The 16,399-nt window shown below is 58.7% G+C and carries 15 protein-coding genes and 2 pseudogenes; 6 read left to right on the top strand and 11 right to left on the bottom strand.

The window, feature by feature from the left end; translation table 11 throughout:
- Nucleotides 1-75 precede the first annotated feature (75 nt).
- The 5 genes from HVO_RS15715 to HVO_RS15730 all read left to right on the top strand — a co-directional run bounded on the left by HVO_RS15715 (nt 76) and on the right by HVO_RS15730 (nt 5,580).
- Nucleotides 76-2,073, top strand: coding sequence for an ATP-binding protein (locus HVO_RS15715; protein ID WP_013035624.1), 1,998 nt, complete (start codon nt 76-78; stop codon nt 2,071-2,073).
- A 58-nt stretch (nt 2,074-2,131) separates the two neighbouring features.
- Nucleotides 2,132-2,383 (top strand): hypothetical protein, encoded by a 252-nt coding sequence (locus HVO_RS20625; protein WP_144064047.1) that lies wholly within the window; start codon nt 2,132-2,134, stop codon nt 2,381-2,383.
- 232 nt (nt 2,384-2,615) lie between these two features.
- Nucleotides 2,616-3,860 (top strand): tyrosine-type recombinase/integrase, encoded by a 1,245-nt coding sequence (locus HVO_RS15720; protein WP_013035521.1) that lies wholly within the window; start codon nt 2,616-2,618, stop codon nt 3,858-3,860.
- Between the two features lie 39 nt (nt 3,861-3,899).
- Nucleotides 3,900-4,940 (top strand): hypothetical protein, encoded by a 1,041-nt coding sequence (locus HVO_RS15725; protein ID WP_144064048.1) that lies wholly within the window; start codon nt 3,900-3,902, stop codon nt 4,938-4,940.
- Nucleotides 4,941-5,184: 244 nt separating this feature from the next.
- On the top strand, nt 5,185-5,580 hold the full coding sequence (locus tag HVO_RS15730; protein WP_013035520.1) for a hypothetical protein: 396 nt from the start codon (nt 5,185-5,187) through the stop codon (nt 5,578-5,580).
- On the opposite strand, the gene HVO_RS15735 is transcribed toward HVO_RS15730, so the two are convergent.
- Nucleotides 5,572-6,594 carry a Cdc6/Cdc18 family protein gene (locus tag HVO_RS15735; protein ID WP_013035252.1) on the bottom strand — a complete coding sequence of 341 codons (1,023 nt, stop codon included), beginning with the start codon at nt 6,592-6,594 and terminating at the stop codon, nt 5,572-5,574. The genes HVO_RS15730 and HVO_RS15735 overlap by 9 nt on opposite strands.
- 202 nt (nt 6,595-6,796) lie before the next feature.
- Here HVO_RS15735 and HVO_RS20270 point away from each other — a divergent pair, with 202 nt between their 5' ends.
- Nucleotides 6,797-7,594 carry a Cdc6/Cdc18 family protein gene (locus HVO_RS20270; RefSeq protein WP_004042185.1) on the top strand — a complete coding sequence of 266 codons (798 nt, stop codon included), beginning with the start codon at nt 6,797-6,799 and terminating at the stop codon, nt 7,592-7,594.
- Nucleotides 7,595-7,631: 37 nt separating this feature from the next.
- On the opposite strand, the gene HVO_RS20630 is transcribed toward HVO_RS20270, so the two are convergent.
- The 10 genes and pseudogenes from HVO_RS20630 to HVO_RS15780 form a co-directional block, all read right to left on the bottom strand.
- Nucleotides 7,632-7,937 (bottom strand): hypothetical protein, encoded by a 306-nt coding sequence (locus HVO_RS20630; protein WP_144064049.1) that lies wholly within the window; start codon nt 7,935-7,937, stop codon nt 7,632-7,634.
- 473 nt (nt 7,938-8,410) lie between these two features.
- Nucleotides 8,411-9,508, bottom strand: coding sequence for a hypothetical protein (locus tag HVO_RS15740; RefSeq protein ID WP_004042186.1), 1,098 nt, complete (start codon nt 9,506-9,508; stop codon nt 8,411-8,413).
- 108 nt (nt 9,509-9,616) lie between these two features.
- Nucleotides 9,617-9,952, bottom strand: a pseudogene (locus tag HVO_RS15745) (amino acid permease); the annotation flags it as partial.
- 101 nt (nt 9,953-10,053) lie between these two features.
- Nucleotides 10,054-10,740: pseudogene (locus tag HVO_RS15750) on the bottom strand (helix-turn-helix domain-containing protein).
- Between the two features lie 129 nt (nt 10,741-10,869).
- Complete coding sequence (locus HVO_RS15755; protein ID WP_013035448.1) at nt 10,870-11,949, bottom strand: deoxyhypusine synthase; 1,080 nt, start codon at nt 11,947-11,949, stop codon at nt 10,870-10,872.
- An 81-nt stretch (nt 11,950-12,030) separates the two neighbouring features.
- Nucleotides 12,031-12,792, bottom strand: a complete 762-nt coding sequence (locus tag HVO_RS15760; protein WP_004042190.1) for a Nif3-like dinuclear metal center hexameric protein — start codon at nt 12,790-12,792, stop codon at nt 12,031-12,033.
- Between the two features lie 141 nt (nt 12,793-12,933).
- A complete protein-coding gene (gene speB / locus HVO_RS15765) occupies nt 12,934-13,749 on the bottom strand; it encodes an agmatinase (protein WP_013035576.1) in 816 nt (271 codons plus the stop codon).
- A 15-nt stretch (nt 13,750-13,764) separates the two neighbouring features.
- Entirely contained in the window at nt 13,765-14,139 is a 375-nt protein-coding gene (locus HVO_RS15770; protein WP_004042193.1) for a translation initiation factor IF-5A, read from the bottom strand.
- Between the two features lie 94 nt (nt 14,140-14,233).
- Complete coding sequence (locus HVO_RS15775; protein WP_004042194.1) at nt 14,234-14,662, bottom strand: DUF5518 domain-containing protein; 429 nt, start codon at nt 14,660-14,662, stop codon at nt 14,234-14,236.
- A 57-nt stretch (nt 14,663-14,719) separates the two neighbouring features.
- The gene (locus tag HVO_RS15780) at nt 14,720-16,396 is read right to left on the bottom strand and encodes an ABC1 kinase family protein (protein ID WP_004042195.1); all 1,677 of its coding nucleotides are present in this window, start codon (nt 16,394-16,396) and stop codon (nt 14,720-14,722) included.
- Nucleotides 16,397-16,399 lie beyond the last annotated feature (3 nt).

Genomic DNA, 16,399 nt, shown 5'->3' on the forward strand with positions numbered 1-16,399 from the left:
CCGTACGACTATCTAATTCAACTGAAGTTAGGTCTGTCAAAGTGTTGTAGCCTGTTAGTTGCGTATGAGTGTTTTGTGAGTCCGCCTGATTCGAAGAGACTTATAGATCTTGCATCGCAGTATGACGTTCTTGATGAAGAGGAGGTACGGAAGCTGGTTCTGGCTTCTGGTCTGTCTCGGAGTGAGGTATTGCAGGAAGTTGCATCCCGAGTAGTTGCAGCGAGAGCAGTTGAGAACTCAGAGTATCCTTTTGCATCGAGATCCTTCACGGGAGGGATCACGCTGGGGTATACCTTCGATGGCCGGTCCTTCCGGTTTTCTGAGAGCAATCTAACGAGGCATTTGTTGGCTGTGGGTCAGTCGGGTTCGGGGAAGACTACGTTGTTCTATAATTTGCTTGATCAGGTTGGTGTTCCGTTCTGGGTTTTTGATTTGAAGCGGGATTACAGGCCCCTGGCTCGTGAAGATGATTTGCTGGTGTTGCCGTGGTCGGAGTTGAAGTTGAATCCGTTGAGGCCTCCGAGTGGTGTGTCTCCTCGTAGGTGGGCTCAGGTCTTCTCCGAAATTTTTGGGCACGCTACTTCGCTGCTTTCGGGGTCGAAGAACTACTTGCTGAAGAAGATCATCGAGCTCTACAAGTTGTACGGCTTGTTTGAGGAGGTTTCAGGGCCGTATCCAGGCCTTCACGAACTACAATTACTGGTTGAGAATGACTCGATGAGCTATGTTCGTACTGCTGCGGATTACAGGGATCGATTGTTGAATCGATTGGAGGCGATGAACCTTACAGCAGGTACCGTCTTCGAATGCAGTCAAGGCCCTACAATAGAGGAGATGCTGAACAGGAGGGTGGTTTTCGAGTTTGACGGTCTCAGCAGGGATGTTCAGAACTTTTTGATGGAGATTTTGTTTGCTGGTGTCTACGAGTATCGTTTGAGTCAGGGAATGCGTGGTGACGAGTTACGGCACTTGTTTCTCTTGGATGAGGGGAAGCAGGTTTTCTCGGTGTATAAGGAGCGTCAGGATGCGGCTGGTATCCCAGAGATTGATCAGTTGACGGCGAAAATGCGGGAGTTCGGCGAAGGTCTCATCGTAGGTGATCAGGAGGCAAGCAAGTTGACGGATTCTATCAAGGCTAATACGTACACCAAGTTCTTGCTGCCTACGGGCGACCGAAAGCAGTTCCAAGCAGTCACCAACTCGATGAACCTGTCTGAGAGACAGACGGAGTTTGCCTCTGAGCTTGAGGTGGGAGAGGCAGTAGTTCAGGTCGGTAACCGTGGCCCAGTACCGGTCAAACTCGACAACTACGAAGTTGACAAGCAAATCTCTGATAGCGAACTTCAGAAACTCCAGGCCGAGAACTGGAACAACCTGTCTCACGAACCAAGGAATACAACACCTGAGTTCGAAGTTGAGATATTGGAAGGTCGTTCTGGTGAAGTACCTGAGCCTGATACGCCTGAAGATCCTACAAGAGAAGTCAACGTCTCAAGCGAAGCAGACCGCCTACTCAAGGACGTGGTCGATAATCCGTTTAGACCCTTGACTGAACGATACGGGGAATTTCCTAGCCGGTACAAGGGAAACAAGGCCAAGGATGAGCTCGTCGACGAAGGAGTACTAATCGAGAGGCAGGTCCGTACAAAGAGTGGACGTCGAAAGTTGCTGGAATTGACGAAGAAAGGCCGCCAGTACGTCGAAGATGAACTAGATCTGGAAGCGAAACACAGGGGGCGAGGCGGAGTCGTTCACAGGTACTGGCAAACTCGAATCAAGGAAGCATTCGAACAAGCCGGCTGGTACGCTGAGACGGAAGTATTCGATGCCGACGTCTACGTGAATATGGACACTTCCGAACTTGTGGTCGAGGTAGCGATGGGAGACAACCCAAGAGAAATAGAACACATCGAGAAGCATCTGGAGAAAGACTTCATCGTCTGGATCGCAGCCCGCAACCAGGAAATCCTCCAGGGACTGCAGCAAAGAATGGAGGAGAAAGGCCTACAGACAGATAACGTAGTATTTCGACTAGTTCGGGACTTCAACGAGATCGAGAACCTTCCCGAATAGGTTGTTCGGCCTCTTCGAACGACCGGAAAGATATAAAAGTAAATGAAATCTTATATGTATGGGATTTATCGACGTATTTGATAATCACTGGACATCTGCTCTTGGTGCTCTTCTTGTAGTACTAGGATTAGTTCCAGTAACTGAAGCGCTGTTTCAGATCAATATCGTTGGCGGCACTCTCCCATTTAAGCAGGGATGGGTAATGGGGCTGTTCACGATAGGAGTAGGTGTGCTCCTCGCTACAAGGGGCGCAACTAAGGCTGCTGATTATATCAAAGAGATTATTTGGGGATGGAGACTCGCCAACTGAAGGCGGGCCCCTTCATTTTTTAATCTCATTTACAAATAATCAGTTGAAAACCAACAGAAGGAAGGAGTATAGTAAGACACGACAGGCAGAGAGTTTGTATGGCTAATATCTAGCTCTCTCGGGGCTTACCACTAAGCGTTCGAAGCCCTTCATCCGAAGGCTTGTGTTCAAGCTCAAGGGAAAACGTGTCTCTCCCCACACTCCTTCTGACTTCAAGTGTGAAAATTACGGTATGAGCTCAACACAATACGTCGACATCAACAGAACCCTTCAAAACCTGAAAGACAGCCAAATACAGCCAGAAAACGTCGAAGCAATACGCGACTTCGTAAACCACTGTGCAGCAGAGGGAATCAGCGAAGTACGGCAAGCACGTCTCACATCCGCACTAAAATCATTGCTCAACAACTTCGGACCAGAAGATTTCCTTCTCAGAGAAGCAAGCGAACAAGAACTCAAACAGGTGATCGCAGGCCTGAATCGCAGCGACTACGCAGATAGCACGAAGCACACGTTCAAATCTGCTGTAAAGAAGTTCTACAAGGTCGATAACGGCGGCCACGAGCATCCTGATAAAGTCCAGTTCTTCTCTGTTTCCTCGGGAGAGAAATCCACCTCAGTCACCCGCGAAGACCTATTCACAGAAGACGAGCTAAAACGCCTGTTCCAATCTTTCACGAGTACACGTGATCGTGCCCTTACGATGGTTCTCTACGAATCAGGAGCCAGGCCAGGAGAACTCTTAGCCTGCAATATCGCAGACTTCACCTCAAACGGCAAAGGCGACTTCATCTTCCTTCAAGGCCTGAAGAACACACCCGACAGAACAAACCAACTGGTCCGGTCAGGCCGAGTTGTACGTGAGTGGCTTGCTCAGCATCCTTGTGGCGGAGAACTAGGAGATATCAAAGACCCCAGCGCTCCTCTCTGGGTGAAAACTCAACAACAAACCTGTCGTCACTGCGGAGAAATACCTCACAACCATGATGACGAGAGTTGTAACTATGAGGCAGATCCACAGGATCGATTGAACCACGGAGGATTCTACAGAAGGTTCAAACAGGCCTGCCGGAAGGCCGATATCCCGGAGAACAAGACTCGGCCCTACAACCTTCGGCACACCCGTCTAACTGAAGTTGCCAAGTTTATGGGATACGAGCAGTTGAACAAGTTTGCTGGTTGGAAGCCAGGAAGCGACCGTGCCAAAGTCTACGTCCACCTGAACAACGACGACGTCAACCAAGCGATCAGAGACAAATACGGATTAGAATCCTCAGACGAGGAAGAGAAAAGCGTTCGATGCTCGTACTGCGGTACTGAGAACCAGTCAGACCATAGCGAATGCAGGACGTGTGGCCGTATTCTCAGCTTAGAACAGCAGACAAAGAAAGAGGAGAAACAACAGGTGATCGAGAGACTGGCCGAGCTCGACAAGAAAGGAATACTGGAGAAGCTGGAAAAGCTGGAGGAAAGATAACGGGGTAAAAATATCAATCCTTGACTCGGTGTTCGATATATGAGCGAGGATCAATCGTCAGAGACGGAAGAGTCAGAACAAGATGTTGATGAGTCTGATTTTGGGACTCAGTCATCTGATTTACGAAAATCTCTGGTTGTGGGACAGGACTTGAGAGCTGCTTTACAGAGCATCAATCAGATGCAGAGGGAGGTTGCGGAGGCTGCTAGACCGATTCGTGAACTCCAGGATTCGTTGGAATCTGCTACCCAGCCACTTCGTGATGTCCAGCAGACAATGGATGCAGTAACTCAGCCATATGCGGAACTCCAGCAAACGATCAGTGCTGTTCAGAGTGCGAGAGCCATTGCTGAGGCATATAACCAGCAATGGGAGTCGATTCGTGAGCCACTGAGGGAGCTTCGAAGTCAGATACAGGTTGCGGTTGAGGAGCAGATTACTCTGGAGATGCCGTGGGAATATGATTCGGTTGAGCCGACACCTGCTGCTAAATCAACTGCAGAGAGTTGGGTTGAACATTTTATTGAGGACTTCGAAGATGTCGAAGATGAGTATTTTGAGCTGATGATTGACCGTGTTGAAGATGGTCTGGAAGATTTCCGGAATGAGCCTGATCGGCCTTATGCTGCTATTCATATTTTCATCTCAATGCAGGATGCCTTGCTTTGGTGGCTTTGCTATCAAGACGATGAGATTTCTACAGAGGCAACGAATGAAATTGGGCTTCCAAAGTACGGAACTGATGAAAAGCAGGACGCACTGAGAAAGTACTATGCGGCATATTTCAACGTAGAGGGAGGAGACTCAGGCACATTCACGGACTACAAATGGGACTGCTTCTGGGCTCACCGACACGCGATAATGCACGGTGATCTGTATGCTACCTATGATATGAATATCGCTACAACAGCAATGTTGTTCTTCGCTCTAACAGCACACTCTGTTCTTCAGGTGATTGCTGATAAAGACGAAGCAGGAGAAGATATTCCCTCAATTATGGAAGAGATCAGAGAAGCGAATGAGGAGATTGAGGCAGAGGATGTTGATGCCGGTGAGGCACTGGGCGCATTCTTATCATAAAGCAACTGAAAGGAGGCGTCACGGCACTAATTCCTTTTTCGCTATTCAATCTCATATCGTGGGGAAGATTAGATCTAAACAGTATTTTGAAGCTGAGCAGTTGCTAGAGGAGATCAGTTCCTGGACGGAGGATGAGGTCGAGGGTTTGCCGCGTTTGTATCGTGAGAAGGCAAGGGAATTTCGGCGGCTAGCGAACACGGGCCAGGAGTAACTGGTTTCCTGTTCTTTCTTTCTATTACTTGGTGTGGATTACTACGAAGACTCGTCGGGTTTTGATGTGGAAGATTTTCTGGAGGATTCGGGTCGTCGGCAGGAGCAGCGGTTAGAGGAGGAGCTAGAGAGGATTGAAGAGCAGCTGGATCAGCGGTATCAGTTGTTTCAGGAGTCCTTGGAGGAGTTGACGTCAAGCCTTGAGCAGGCCGTCGATGAGTTGAATGAAGAGTATCAGAGCTTCTTTTCAGGCCAATCTGAGGAACGTATACAGAATTTGAAGGGGGAGATCGAGGAGTTCTATCGTTTGATCCGGGAGGAGAGGCAGAGTCATTGGAGTGATCGACAGCGTTTGGAAAAGGAGAGAAGAGAGATACTACGTGAGCTGGAGGAGTTGGAGGAGCTTGATTCGGTTTCTGACCTACTGTAGGCCGGTAAGCCGGATCTCCCGTGTCTTCCCTTTCTCTCCTCCGTAATGGTAGTCAGCTGAGATCAGATTGAGCTGTTCAAGCTGTTTCAGGTAGTCGCTGATCCGACGGCCAGACAACGGTGTACTGCCTCTTTCATCCACGATTATCTCGTATCGATTGTAGATGCTTCCAGTGTTGACGACCGGCCCGGACTCCTGGGAGATCTCGGCGATTGCCTGGTAGAGGATTTTGTGGTGCTGAGATAGTGGTGATAACTGATTTTCGACGTAGAGACTGTATGCCTTCTCCTGAAGCCTTTTGACTAATTCTTCGGTGACGACATCGTCGGCGTTGTTGACTGCAGTTCTGAACCAAGTAAGCGCATACCCGGTGTTCTGTGTTGAGGAGGCGATGTAGGTTAACGCGGCTCGGTGTACTGTCCGGGGTTTCAGGCTTTTCGAGGCCCTGTCAGCAAGGATTTCATACGTCTGTTCTCCGGTGTAGGGTTCGAATCCGATTCTCTGTGGTTGCAGGGTGCTGTATGTCCGTGGTTCGACTTGTTCTTCGAGATCCTGGTGATTGGCCGTGATCAGAACTAATCCGAGGTTGCCGTTTGTCTCTAGACGGGATAGAAAGTACAGTAGGTCGTCGCCATCGTTGAGAAGCAGGAAGTCTAACTCATCTAGTACGATGATGGTTTCGACAGCTCCTGTTCCCTCCTTGATCTTTCTTTGTAGCTCGGAGGTGTGGTGGCCGGTTCCGATTGATTCTCCGGTTAGCTCTGAGTAGATTTTCCGTAGGGCCTTGTACTGAGTGTCGTATTCGATGCAGGAAAGATAGCAGACCTTTGCTTCAGCTTCCTCTAGAGTTTTCTTGGTGAGATGTGTTTTCCCGGTGCCACGAGGCCCGTGTAGATGTATATTGTGTAGCTGTTTTGCAGCCTGGGTGAGCTGTTGGGTTTCAGAGTCTCTATTGACTACTTTTTCAGGGACGTGGCCTTGTTCAAGTGGTATTTCATCGTTGGCGAGTTCCATACTGGTTTAGGAAAGGTGGAGTGTTACGGGGGTTGAGCTTCACCAGGTTTCGTATGAGAAAATTGAGTGTAACTGATTTTGATATAGCCTTGGTTCCAAGCGAAACGTGGTCCGGGGAAGCAATATTTCAAAATAGGTGAGTTACTACAAACCATATATTCTCCAACAAGTTTTGGGGAGAGAGGGGGTTGTAACTCGAAGAATGTTTAATGAGACTTCGGAATCTGGTAGCGGCGTACTCCGGTCTGAATCCTACCTGACGACAGACTACTTGCCTGACGAACCGGTGGGTAGAGAAGCTGAAATCAATTCGATAGCTGATGCTGTCCGGCCTTTAGCCCGGAGAAAGAAACCAGATAATCTGTTAGTGTATGGGCCGGCGGGCGTGGGTAAGACCACCTGTGTCAAGTACGTATTCGACCGGTTGGAGGAAGAAGCAGGCGTCAAGTCGGTGTACATCAACTGCTGGCAGTACAACACACGTTCCTCCCTGCTTACAGAGCTCTTGATCCAGCTCGGATATCCAGCACCTCGAAAAGGAAAACCAGTCGACGAACTACTATCGAAAATCCGCGAATGGATGGACAAGAACCGTGGAGTAGCCCTGGCTCTCGACGAATTCGACCAACTGGAAGATCGGACAGAGGTGATCTACGACCTGCAGATGCTGAACGAGGAGGCAGAGAACTCGCTGGGAATCGTAATGGTATCCAACCATCACCCATCCAAAGTCCAGCTAGATCCACGCAGTCGCTCCCGCCTCAATTGCCACACACTACAATTCAACTCATACGACACACCACAACTAATCAACATACTAGAGAGCCGAGCAGAACAGGCCTTCAGACCCGGAGCAGTACCCGACGAAGTAATCGAAGAAATCGCAGAACAAGTCGCAGAAAACAGCGGAGACTGCAGACAAGCCCTCAGCACACTACTAAGAGCAGGAAGGAAAGCCGATAGACAAGGTGTAAACAGTGTTGGCGATATTGAGATCTGATTAATGGAGAGGACCTCCAATCCGCAGGGTGCAACAGTTAGTCAGCGTCTTTCAAGATGCGGATTTGAGTAAGGCCTTCCGAGTCTATAGTTGTATCAAAATCTGCTGGCTCCCCGTCTAGGAGAACCGTGAAATCCGGTTCAACCCCGTTTTTGGCCTGTCTTTCTGCGGCAGAATGTAGTTCTTCAAGCGTCGACTCCAGTTCTTCATCAAGTCCGGGAGTGAGAAGATGGGCTACTATTTCACGTAAACTCAGGCCTTTAGAGACCCGGAATACTGGCCCGTTTTCAAACTGAACTCTAACGGTTTCTGTATCCGTATCTGGAAAGCTTCTATCCTCCATAGTATGAATTACGGCGTCCAAAATTTATCAGTTATAACTCTGCCTCTTCCACAAGTAAGTACTAACGAACACCCTCTTTACGAGCGCACTCAACGTGCGCATAATCATCAATACTCTCAATATACATCGGTGTTCCCTGATCCCTGTTCTTCCCGTTCCCACAGAACCGACAAGTTCTGGCCATACTACAGATCCAGAAATACGACTCCTCCACAATAGGCCTTTACCCGCACATCACCCAACACCAGTCTCCAAGAACTTTAATTTCTAAAATACTGCTTATAAGTCCGTTAGACTCTAGTGCAAAGCGCACGTTGAGTCTAACGTTAGTTATGAGGCCTCGGCACTCATAGGGCTCCGCATCACCGAGTGCCTAGTTCGGTTCGGAGCGGTGCCGTCGTCATCGGCCACTTCGTTTTCGCTCCGCACCCGAGTAATCACCATCGGTCTCGCCCGCCCCGCAACCGACTCGCTCACGTCTTCTCCAACACGGACACGTCGATGCGGGGGTACCGCACGCCGCCCGAAATCGAGCCTTCGCCGGCGACGACGCCCCAGAGCCGGACGCGCTCGTCGGCGAGCAGTCGAAAGCCGATGTCGTCGTCGAAAAACCGGCCGGTCGGCCAGCGAGCGACCACGTCGCCGCTGAGTCGTCCCCGGTCGTCCTCGACGGCGACGAGCGCCAGTCGGACCTCGTCGCGTTCCATCGTCTCCTCGACGCGGCCGGCGTAGGTGACGGCCGTCCCCGTGTACGTCTCGGGGCGCTCCCGGAGGTCGGCGTAGGGGATCGTCGTCGCGTTCGCCGGCGTCGAGACCGCAGTCGTTCGGTTCGGCAGGGTCGACTCCTCCGAGAGCGGCTGTGGCGTCGGGACCGACCACTCGACGGGCGGGAGGCGCACGTCCGGGAGGCGGGCGTCGAGCCACGCCACACGGCGGGCGACCGCGGCGCGGAGTTCCGGCGACTGCTGGACAACATCCGAGACGCGCTCGACGGCGAGGTAGGTGACGAGGCCGCCGGCGACGTAGGTGCCGGCCTTCGTGAGCGCCTCGCGGCGGGTGAGTCGGTCGGCCGCGTCGTTCTCGTCGGCCTCATCGTCTTCTGGGTCTTCGGCGTCGTCGTCGTCGCCCTCGGAGTCGAGACCCCCGCCCTCGCCGTCGCTCGCACCGTCTCCCTCGGCGGCGAGGTCGCGGACGAACGACTCGACGCCCGTCTCGCGGATTTCGACGGCGATGGCCGGCGCGTCGAGGACGACGAGCCCGGGGCGGTGGGCGTCGGGTGCGACGCGGCCGCCGCCGACCGCCGCCACGTAGGGTTCGATACCGGCGCGCTCGCACCGCCGGACGAACGCGCTCGCCTTGTCCGCGGTGACAGTTCCCGTCGACGTCATCCAGATTCGGATCTCGCGTTTCGCGCCCTCGGGCGTCTTCCCGACAGCGTCCACGTGCACGTCAGGACCGCGGAAGCGGACGCGCGTCTGGTAGCCCCGCGCCCTCCAGACGCGCTCGAAGACGGCGGCGAGTTCGACGTCGGTGCGGTCCGAAACGACCGACGTGAGACGGGGCGCTGTCATTGCGTCCGAGGTGCCGGGCGAGGCTGTTAGGTGTTTGCGCCCGGTTCTCGGCGTTGAGAACGCGCGGCCTCGGGAGCGGGCACGGACGCCGCCTCAGCCGAGGAATCGGACGGCGGCGTCGGCGGCCATGTAGCCGAGCCACTTCGACCACGTCACCACGAACCCGGGGAGGCGGCTGTCGAACGCCCGCGAGACGTAGGCGTACGACCCCGCCGCGCCGGGGAAAGTCGTCGCCATCCAGCCGTAGTTGAGCGCGATACTCATCGCCAGCAGCCCCGAGAGGACGACGACGAGGATGACGCTCGGTCCCGTCGTCGAACTCGCCGCGCCGAGGGTGACGAACAGCCCCGCGCCGAGGGTGCCCGCGACCACGGTGCTCACCGCGCCGAACAACCCGATGTCCCGCGAGAGGCTCCGTCCGTCGTTCACGTCTACCGATGACATGCTATCACATGGGTCAGTTGTCGCGTAAAGTACCCCCCCCTCTCATGAGTGGGGTGAGCGCCGACCCGTCGGCTTTCGGCCCGGAGAACCGAAACGCGGCGTCAGTAGTCTCCGAGCAGTTTCGATTCGGCTCTCCGGAGGTGTTCGAGGAGCGTCGCCTTCGAGATGTCCAACTCCGCCGCCAGCGACGCCGCGCTCACCTCGCGGGGCCAGGAGTAGTAGCCGCGGCGGCGGGCCAGTTCTACACCTCGCGCTGGCGTTCGGAGAGCGCGTCGGTCCGGAACATGCCGCCGCCGTCTTCGGGGGCGGTGATGAGTTCCACGTCGATGTCGGCGTTTCGCTCCGCTCGAATCTCCTCTACGCTCGTGGACCGTCTGGCGCGTCTCGTGGACGAGCACGGTCCAGCGCTCGCGGCCGCCCTGCATCCGAACCGGCTCGTCGGGGATGAACCCGCGGGAGACGAGGGCGTCGTTGATGGAGTTCCCGAGGTCGTAGCGGACGACGATACCGCGGGCCGCGCTCCCCGGGACCCCGACGTCGCCGTCGTGGTCGTCGGTCTCCCACACCGACTCGGTCAGTGGGGACTCGCGGACGGCTGCGAGCAGGTCGTCCACCTCCTCGACCGTGTCGGCGTAGGCGGTGAAACGCCCGTTGGCGAGGCCGTCTATCTCGTGGACGCCGTGACCGAGCAGGCCGCCGCTCGTCTCCGCGGTCACTTGGAGCGTCCAGCAGTCGGGGTGCCAGATGTCGAGACAGACGCGAACGCCCTGCGCACCCTCTCGTGCCATTCGTTGGCATGGAAGGGTGCTCGCCGGGCAAAAAGGAATCCCACCTGACGCGACGGGCCGCGACGGCCGAGAGGGCGGACCGCCGCGGCAGTCGCGTCCGTCTGCGGCCGGTCGTGGCACCTCGCGGCGTTACTCGATTCGCTCGCGCGCCGCGGCGACGAGCAGCGGGAGCATGATGGTCGCGTCGCCGAGGACCGTCGTGTTGCGGGCGTCCTTCTCCAGTTTGCCCCACGAGCGCGCCTCGTCAAGCGTCGCGCCCGAGAGCCCGCCGGTCGCGGCGGGGTCCATCGTAATCTGGACGCCGTAGTCGTACGCGCCGGGCGTGACGAGCATCGTCTGGAGCGTGAAGTTCTTCGGGACGCCGCCGCCGACGAGGAGACAGCCGGCCGTGTCGGCGTCGTACGCGAGGTCGGTCAGTGGCGTCATGTCGGCCAGCGCGTCCAGCGAGAACGACGAGGTCTGCGAGTACATCCACGCCTGTAAGCCGAGGACGGAGTCCTGCACCGCCGGACAGTAGATGGGCACGTCGGCCTCGTAGGCCGCGGCGGCGACGCCGGCGTCCTCGTCGATTCCCTCGCGGTCGTTGACCTCGCTGTTGGCGCGGCCGAGTTCGCGGCAGAGGTCCGCGATGCTGACGGTCCCCTCTTCCTCCAGCGCCGGGAACACCTCACTTCGGAGATGCGACTCGAACAGCGCGAAATGCTCCTGCGGGAGGTAGACGTTGTAGATGCGGTCGACCTCCTCGTCGCGGAGCGTCTCGTCGTGCTCGCGTTCGGTCTTCTCGCCGTGGTGCTCGGCTCCGTGTTCCCGCGAGCCGTGCGAGGGGGAGCTGGACGGGTCCGGATGGGCCCGTCCGTGGTGGTGCTTGCCGCCGATGGCCTCGATGGCGTCGTGGGTGAGGTTCGCGCCCGTCGTCACCAGCGCGTCGACGTGGCCGTCGCGGATGAGGTCGGAGACGACCTTGCGCATCCCGGTCGGGACCATCGCGCCGGCCAGCGACATGAACACCGTGCAGTCGTCGTCGGCCAGCATCTCGGCGTAGATGTCGGCGGCCTCGTGTACGTCGGCCGCGCCGATGCCCGCGTGGCCGTACTGCTCGACCAACTCGCCGACGGTCATGCCGCCGCGGACCTCGGCGTGGCCCAGCGGGTCGTGTTGGAACTCCTCGCGGTCCGGCATCTCGTAGCCGTCATCGTCGTGGTCGCTCATGCGAGGGAGTGCGTCGGCCGAGCGTTTGAACGCCCCGGTCCGACGAGGCCGTGCCGCGGGTTGGCAGGCGTTCGCTCGGCCTTACAGCCCGGTCGGATGGCTGACGTACTCGGTTTCGAGCCCCCACTCGTCTGCGAGGTCGCGCAGGCTTCGCACCCCGAACGTCTCGGTCGCGTAGTGGCCCGCGAGGAACACCGAGACGCCGGCCTCGCGCGCCTCGTGGTACACCTTCTGTTTGCCCTCGCCGGTGACGAGCGCGTCGACGCCGCGGTCGATGGCTTCGTCCAGCCAGTCGACGCCGGAGCCGGTGACGACCCCGACCGACGAAATCTCGTCGGGGCCGAAGTCGAGGACGGTCGTCCCCGCGCTCCCGTCGAGTTCGTCGAGCGCCGCCCGAATCTCGTCGGCCGTCTGCGGCGACTCGAAGCTCCCCGCCTGCCCGATGTGAATCGGGCCGAGCGAGCCGAACGGCTCGGTGTCCCCGAGGCCGAGGTGGTCCGCGACGCCGGCGGCGTTGCCGAGTTCCTGATGGCCGTCAAGCGGGAGGTGCGAGACGTAGAGCGCGAGGTCGCCGCGAACCAGCGGCTCGATGCGGTCGAAGTCGCGGCCGGTCACTCGGTCGAGGCCGCCCCAGACGAGACCGTGGTGGACGACGAGCAGGTCGGCGTCGGCGTCGAGCGCGGCGTCGATGGTCGCCTCCGCGGCGTCGACGGCGAAGGCGACTTTCTCGACCGATTTCTCGCCGGGGCCGACCTGCAAGCCGTTGGCGCTGGCGTCCACGTCGGCGAAGTCGTCGGTCGCGAGCGTCTCGTCGAGTCGGGCGACGATGTCGGAGAGCTGCATACCGGGGAGTGGTGGCTCGGGGACTTGTAAGGAACGGGACGGTGCGCGGTTCGGTGGTTCGCGATGTCGGCGGCGACGCGCGCGACTCGGCGGTTCGTGGCGACCGTCCAGCGGTCGGCGCTCCGCCCGACCGTCAGTCGCTTACGACCGCCCGGCGGCGTGCGCGAAGACGAACTCCCGGAGGAGCTTCGCCGCCAGCGACGCGGCCTGTCCGTCGTCGCGGTCGTTGACTTCCACCACGTCGAACCCGTCGGCGTGAGGTGCGACCGCTCGGACCACGTCTCGCATCTCCCGGGAGGTGAGGCCGAACGGCTCTGTGGTGCCCGTGCCGGGCGCGAACGCCGGGTCCGCGGCGTCGATATCGACGCTCAGATAGACGGATTGGTCGCCGTCGAACGCCGGCTCCCAGTCGGGGACGGCCTCGGGTTCGACCACCGTCACGTCGTCGGCCGCGGCGCGCTCCCACTCGTCTGGCGAGCCGGTTCGCGCGCCGAGAATCACGGCCTCGTCGACGCCGAGTTCGTCGAGGACGCGGCGGGTGACGGTGGCGTGGCTCCACTCGTTGCCGTCGTACGCGCGGCGGAGGTCGAGGTGGGCGTCGAGGCAGACGAACACGTCGGGGTCGACGCCGGTGACGCCGGCGGCGGTGACGGTGTGTTCGCCGCCGATGACGACGGGGACGGCGTCGTCCCAGACGGCGTCGCGGACGCTCCCGGCGAGCCATTCGACGTACTCAGGTGCGTCGTCCCACGCGCGGACGTCGCCCGCGTCGTGGACGCGCAAGTCGGTGAAAAACTGGTCGGTGCGCCGGTCGTAGTCGTCGAACGACCCGGCGAACCGACGGATTCGATTCGGTCCGAAACGGGTTCCGGGTTCGAAGGACGTCGAGATGTCGAGCGGAGCGCCGAGAAGGACGTAGTCAGCGACCTCGCGGTCTGCGGTTGCTCCGGGGAACATCTCTGTGTCCCCCGTTTAGACGATCTTTCGCTGGCCTTCGTACTCGAGGTACTCGATCTCGTCTTCGGGGTTGAGGTCTTCCTCATCGGGGATGCGCATCGTGAACGTCTGGTACGTCTCGAGGTCCATGATCTGGGCGTCCTCGCCGGTGACGGAGACGACCTGACCCTGCTTCCGCTCGATGATGGGCACCCACACCTTCGCGTCGACAGGCTGGGAGAGCGAGCGCTTCTTGCTGTCGAAGACGCCGCGGGCTTCGACGCGCGCCTTCGCGCTGCCGTGCTTGCCCGGCTTGGCGGTACTGTAAGCGTTAATTTTGCACGGCTTTTCTTCCATCATGACGTAGCTTCCTTCTTGGAGCTCGCGCACCTGCTTCTGCTCTTTCGCCATGTCTCTCCGTTATCGGATGGAGGGTATAAACGGTTTGGAACCGTCTTCGCACGCGACTCTCTGCCGTGGAATACGCGGCCGTCGGTCGGTTCGGTCAGGCGTCTTCGACCGCGTCGACCTCGGCCATCTCCGGGTCGAACCACGTCCCCGTCGCGTCGCGTCTGGCGCGGCTCCCGAGCGCCCCGGACGCGACGTTCGGCAGCGCGAGCGCGAGCATGATGGCGGTCGTCAGCTCGCCGGGCGTCTCGACAAGCGGGATGACGTACTGGAACGGAAAGAGAATCGGCGTCCGTTCGAGAAACGTCAAAAGCACCGACAGCGGCATGAGCAGACAGCCCCAGACGACGCCGGCCATGAGGCCGTGCCAGCCGCCGTCGGCGGGGTCGGTGCCGACGACGTAGCCGGCGAGCGCGCTCCCCGTGACCCCGCCGACGAGCGTGAACTGCCCCGTCATCGCGTAGACGAGCGATTCGGTGCACGCGGCGAGACACACCCCCACGGACACCGCTCGCCACTCCGTCATGACCGAGAGTGTGTCCGCGAGAGCCGATAAACTTACGCACCCGATTCTCAGCTTTGATTACTCTCTGCGGCGCTCTTTGAGGTTCTGCCGGGTGAACTGCGGCGTCGTCCGGATGCCCCTCCGCGAGCGGAACGACCGCCACAGGAGCAGGGCGACGACCGCCGTCGGCGCGCCAGCCGCGCCGACCGCGACGAGGCTCTCCGGGTTCAGCGCGTAGATGATGACCGTCGAGACGAAGCCGAACGACAGGAAGATGCCGTAGATGAGTCGCTTGGCCAACTTGTCGAGGACGCCGCGGTTGTCCTCCAGCCGGACGTTGAGCGTCAGGTTGTCGCGGTCCGCCCGGTCGAGGACGCGTTCGAGCTTGGGCGGCACGCGGAACAGCGACTGGGCGGTCTTTTGGCCCTGCTGGCCGACGCCCTCGATGATTTTCTGGACGCTCTCCTCGCGGTAGCCCTCCTCGGTCAGGTAGTCGGTCGCCACCGAGATGAAGTCGAACTCGGGGTCGAGCGTGACGCAGACCCCCTCGACGACGCCGGCGACCCGGAGCACGAGCGCGAGGTTCCGCGGGAGTCGCAGCGGGAACTCGTAGATGGTCGATTCGACCTGTTCGAGGATTTGGTTGACGCGGTACTGCTCGATGTCGTCGCCGCGGGCGTCGGCGATGGCGAGTTCCATCACGTCGCCCATCACCTGCCGGTCGACGTTCGGGCTGAGCGTCCCCATCTCGATGAGCGTGTCGAGGATGCCGTCGACGTCCTGGTTGGCGACGGCGATGTAGAACTCCACGATTTTCTCCTGGATGAACGGGTCGACCTCGCCGTGCATCCCGAAGTCGTAGAAGATGATGCGGCCGTCGTCGGTCACAGAGAGGTTCCCCGGGTGGGGGTCGGCGTGGAAGACGCCGTCGTCGACAATCATCTGGAGGTAGATTCGCTGGAGGTTCGTCGCCAACTCCGTGCGGTCGATGCCGCGGTCGTCCAGCGCGTCGATGTCGTTTATCTTGGTTCCGGGGAGGTACTCCATCGTGAGCACCCGGTCGCCGGAGCGTTCGGGAATCGGCTCGGGGATGACGAGCGTGTCGTCATCCGCGAAGTTCTCCTGAATCTCGACGAGCGTCTCGGCCTCCTCGGCGTAGTCCATCTCCTCGCGGATGGTCTTGGCGAACTCGTCGGCGAGGTTCTCAAGCGAGAACGCCCGCCCCTCGCCGATAAAACGCATGAGAAGCGGCATCGACCACCGAATCACCCGGAGGTCGGCCTCGACGAGGTCTTCGATGCCGGGGCGACGGACCTTGACGGCGACCTTCTCGCCTTCGTACTCCGCGACGTACACCTGACCGAGGCTCGCGCCGCTTATCGGGTCGCTGTCGAACGCGTCGAACGCTTCTTCGACGGGGCCGAGTTCGGCTTCGAGGACGGCCTTCGACTCGTCCCACGGCGCGGCCGGCACGTCGTCTTGGAGGCTGCCGAGCACCTCGATGTACTCCGGTGGGAGGATGTCGGGGCGCGTCGACAGCAGTTGCCCGAGCTTGATGAACGTCGGCCCGAGCGTCAGTAGCGACTCCAGGAGGACGTCGGCGCGCTCGACGCGCATCTCGGTCGTGACGCGTCGGCCGCCGCCGAACAGGAGGTACTTCCGCTTGTCACGGGTGTACGCGACGATGAGCGGAAAGAACTGATACAGGACGACGAGGAACCGCCAGTAGGCGCGGAGGTTGACCAGCGTGACCACCCG

Origin of the sequence: Haloferax volcanii DS2 (assembly GCF_000025685.1) — an archaeon.
Taxonomy (GTDB): Archaea; Halobacteriota; Halobacteria; order Halobacteriales; family Haloferacaceae; genus Haloferax; species Haloferax volcanii.

Coding starts and splice junctions, on each gene's coding strand:
- HVO_RS20625 (WP_144064047.1), top strand. CDS start 2,132: ATGGGATTTATCGACGTATTTGATAATCACTGGACATCTGCTCTTGGT.
- HVO_RS15720 (WP_013035521.1), top strand. CDS start 2,616: ATGAGCTCAACACAATACGTCGACATCAACAGAACCCTTCAAAACCTG.
- HVO_RS15725 (WP_144064048.1), top strand. CDS start 3,900: ATGAGCGAGGATCAATCGTCAGAGACGGAAGAGTCAGAACAAGATGTT.
- HVO_RS15735 (WP_013035252.1), bottom strand. CDS start 6,594: ATGGAACTCGCCAACGATGAAATACCACTTGAACAAGGCCACGTCCCT.
- HVO_RS20270 (WP_004042185.1), top strand. CDS start 6,797: ATGTTTAATGAGACTTCGGAATCTGGTAGCGGCGTACTCCGGTCTGAA.
- HVO_RS20630 (WP_144064049.1), bottom strand. CDS start 7,937: ATGGAGGATAGAAGCTTTCCAGATACGGATACAGAAACCGTTAGAGTT.
- HVO_RS15740 (WP_004042186.1), bottom strand. CDS start 9,508: ATGACAGCGCCCCGTCTCACGTCGGTCGTTTCGGACCGCACCGACGTC.
- HVO_RS15755 (WP_013035448.1), bottom strand. CDS start 11,949: ATGAGCGACCACGACGATGACGGCTACGAGATGCCGGACCGCGAGGAG.
- HVO_RS15760 (WP_004042190.1), bottom strand. CDS start 12,792: ATGCAGCTCTCCGACATCGTCGCCCGACTCGACGAGACGCTCGCGACC.
- speB (WP_013035576.1), bottom strand. CDS start 13,749: ATGTTCCCCGGAGCAACCGCAGACCGCGAGGTCGCTGACTACGTCCTT.
- HVO_RS15770 (WP_004042193.1), bottom strand. CDS start 14,139: ATGGCGAAAGAGCAGAAGCAGGTGCGCGAGCTCCAAGAAGGAAGCTAC.
- HVO_RS15775 (WP_004042194.1), bottom strand. CDS start 14,662: ATGACGGAGTGGCGAGCGGTGTCCGTGGGGGTGTGTCTCGCCGCGTGC.